Origin of the sequence: Bacillus sp. S4 (genome assembly GCF_040838205.1) — a bacterium.
GTDB classification, from domain to species: domain Bacteria; phylum Bacillota; class Bacilli; order Bacillales; family Bacillaceae_G; genus Bacillus_A; species Bacillus_A cereus_U.
Window position 1 is genome coordinate 1 of the sequence record NZ_JBFPJI010000366.1, and the last position, 3001, is coordinate 3001.

A 3001-nucleotide genomic window follows, 5' to 3' on the forward strand; every position below is an offset into this window, starting at 1 on the left:
GATATAGGCTTTAAATCCCTAGATGCTGTATTAGATTTTTATATAACTCTATTATTGTTCGTAAAATTGGTATTTCGTGCGAAGTTGTATGGTGCTTGTTTTTTCACCCTTCTTTCAATCCTTTTATGTTCATCCAACAGAATTCATTATTCACTTTTCATCAGTAAGTAATATTTTTTGATTCCAGATCTGTCCGCTTTTACATACCTTTGTTTATTGTACGTTTACTAATAGAGTGCAAACAACAAAACAGCTAAGTTAATCCCTTAGGGGTAAATCGGCTGTATTATATTCGAAACTAAGATGTTTATAATATCGAAAGAGATGGTTTCTTTTATTGCTTTTTACGTCAAAAATGTTCTTTATTACTCTTGTTTTATGTAAAAGTTGAGCCCAATGTAATTCTAATACAGAATTGAAAATATAGCTTTGAAATTCTTTTAACTGTCTCAATAAGATAAGGATTCTTTTCATTTTGAGACTGACTCCCCTCTAATTCCCACAACTTCTGATAAGATAGGTTATGTAAACTAAGTAAAAGTAAGCGATTGTGGATACCTTTATATCAGCGGGTTTCCAGCAACCTACCTTTCCCTACTATTACACGATTACAATACAAACTCACACCACATGACTCGTATGTATCAACATAACAAACCATAGTTCCCACCAAATGAATTAGATTGCTGCGGTGGTAAGATATATGTTAGTTTGTGATTTAGTATAAAAATGGACCATTTATTTTCATTCTAAGATGCAGGCATTGTAATAGTTGTTAGAAAAACTATTGATTTCTATGGTATAGCGCGGGTTCGTGTATCTATACGTTGCTATAATCCCCTACTATTTCAAACGTGCTTTTTATGATATTTATGCAGGATTCCCCCTTACATGTACCGAAACTCCAAGAGGGATCCATTCCACTAATTACCATCCCTATTTCTTACTATCGCATTTTGGAGGTTAAAACATGACAAAAAAACGGAACATACAAAAATCAGCACTTTCCATTACCCTTCTCTTATCTTTAGGGGTTTCATCTTTTCCAATTACATCGCCTATTCACGCGGATACACGCGCGGAACAATCTGTAGAAAAGAAACAAATCACTTTAACCGATCGTACGACATTATTTTTTGAATATCTCCAGCAAGGTAAATATGCAGAAGCCCTGCAATTAACATCCACTGCTTTTCAGTCGAAGTTTACTGCACAAAAATTGCAAGATTGGTGGACACAAAGTAGTGGTGGTGGAATTAAAAACATCGGAACAGCAGAAGTAAAAGAACGTAACTTGGTTCATCAGACAGTTGAGATTCCAATAGAGTTCGAAGGAACTACGATTCCAGTTTTGCTTAGATTCACACCAGGCGGGAAAGTAGATGACGTTGGGCAAAGGACACCTAAAAAAACATATGCCATACCGCATCCTATCTATGATCGACCTGACTCCTATCAAGAACGAGAAATCGTAATTGGAAATTCTACATACCCTTTACCAGCCACGTTAACGATTCCGAAACATAAGCCTGGTGAAAAGGTGCCCGTTGTTGTTCTTGTTCATGGTTCTGGTATGAATGATCGTGATAGTACAAACATGGGGACAAAATTGTTTAGAGACCTTGCAGCGGGCCTTTCATCTAACGGGATTGCAGTCTTACGCTATGAAAAGCGTTCTTTAGAACACACATTAAAGATGAGTGCGGAACCTATTACCTTAGACCGAGATACAACAGAAGATGCCATATACGCAGCAAAATCAGCAGCGCAGCAAGAAGGCATTGACCCAAGTAACATTTTCATTCTCGGACATAGCCAAGGAGGTGGCGCGATGCCGCGTATACTGAGCAAAGCACCTTCTTCACTTGTTCGAGGCAGTATATTACTAGCACCACCCGCACGACCTATGACTGATATGCTCATTGATCAGTATCAATACCTCGGGGCACCAAAGGAAGTAATCGATGAACTAAAAAGACAATTCGCCTATTACCAGGATCCTACTTTTGATCCAGACCACCCACCAACTGGTTACAATTATCCATCCCCGCATTTCATGTATGATGTTGCTCGCTGGCGCCCTGTTGAGGAAGCAAAAACACAAAAAGAACCATTATTGATTCTGCAAGGAGCACGCGATTATCAAGTAACAGTAAAAGATGAATTTACAAGATGGCAAGAAGGACTCTCAAACCGCGGGAATATTCAGTTCAAAACATATCCGAAATTGAACCATGCCTTTACAGAAGGAGATGGTGATTTAAGTCTTCCTAGTGAGTATGAAATTCCTGCAAATGTTCCCGAGTACGTCATTCAGGACATTATTAAATGGGTCAATGAGACAAAAAAATAAGTAAACTTGTAAAAAACTTTCACGCAATAATCATTGCATGAAGGTTTTTTGTTACTAGTGATTTCATCCAAGTGATACAGACACATCTAATATTCTCATTATCATTTCATTTTATATTTACATAGTTTGCAGCCAAACTTCGTTTTTTCAACGTACAATGAATTATAGCAATTACTCACAATTGGTTTTGGTGCAAAAATAAAATAAAAGAGAATAAAGTGCATATATCCCTAACAGCATTGCATTTTATGCTACCAGTCCAAACAATTGATGGATGAATTCTTTCTGATTTTGAACAGATTGGTCCCGTAAATCAATCTGTTCTTTTTTGATCATATGCATGGCTTCAACACCTCTCAATATAGAAGTTGCTGTTTTAAATGACTTGAATCCCAACATAGAACGCACGCGTTTCTTAATAAAACGATGATCTTGTTCCACTATATTATTGAGATATCTAACTTGCCTTAATTGTATGCCTTCAGGCATATGTTTCTCTTCTTTTAACTCTTGAATCGCTACAGGGTAGGCAGGGTTCTTATCTACTGTTATCACACGAGGTTTAGACACGTACGAAAAAGCCAAGACTTTCTTGAAAAAGCGCTTGGCTGCTTGTTTATCTCTTGATTTACTTAGATAAAAATCAAT

The 3001-nt window shown here is 37.0% G+C and carries 2 protein-coding genes; one reads left to right on the plus strand and one right to left on the minus strand.

All coding sequences use genetic code 11. The annotated features are described in order from the left end of the window. Positions 1-970: 970 nt before the first annotated feature. The gene (locus AB3X48_RS20160; protein ID WP_016103681.1) at positions 971-2353 is read left to right on the plus strand and encodes an alpha/beta hydrolase; all 1383 of its coding nucleotides are present in this window, start codon (positions 971-973) and stop codon (positions 2351-2353) included. Positions 2354-2599: 246 nt separating this feature from the next. Here the strand turns inward: AB3X48_RS20160 and AB3X48_RS20165 are convergent. Continuing rightward, the coding region (locus AB3X48_RS20165; protein ID WP_367959864.1) for a DDE-type integrase/transposase/recombinase at positions 2600-3001 on the minus strand (402 nt) is incomplete at its 5' end.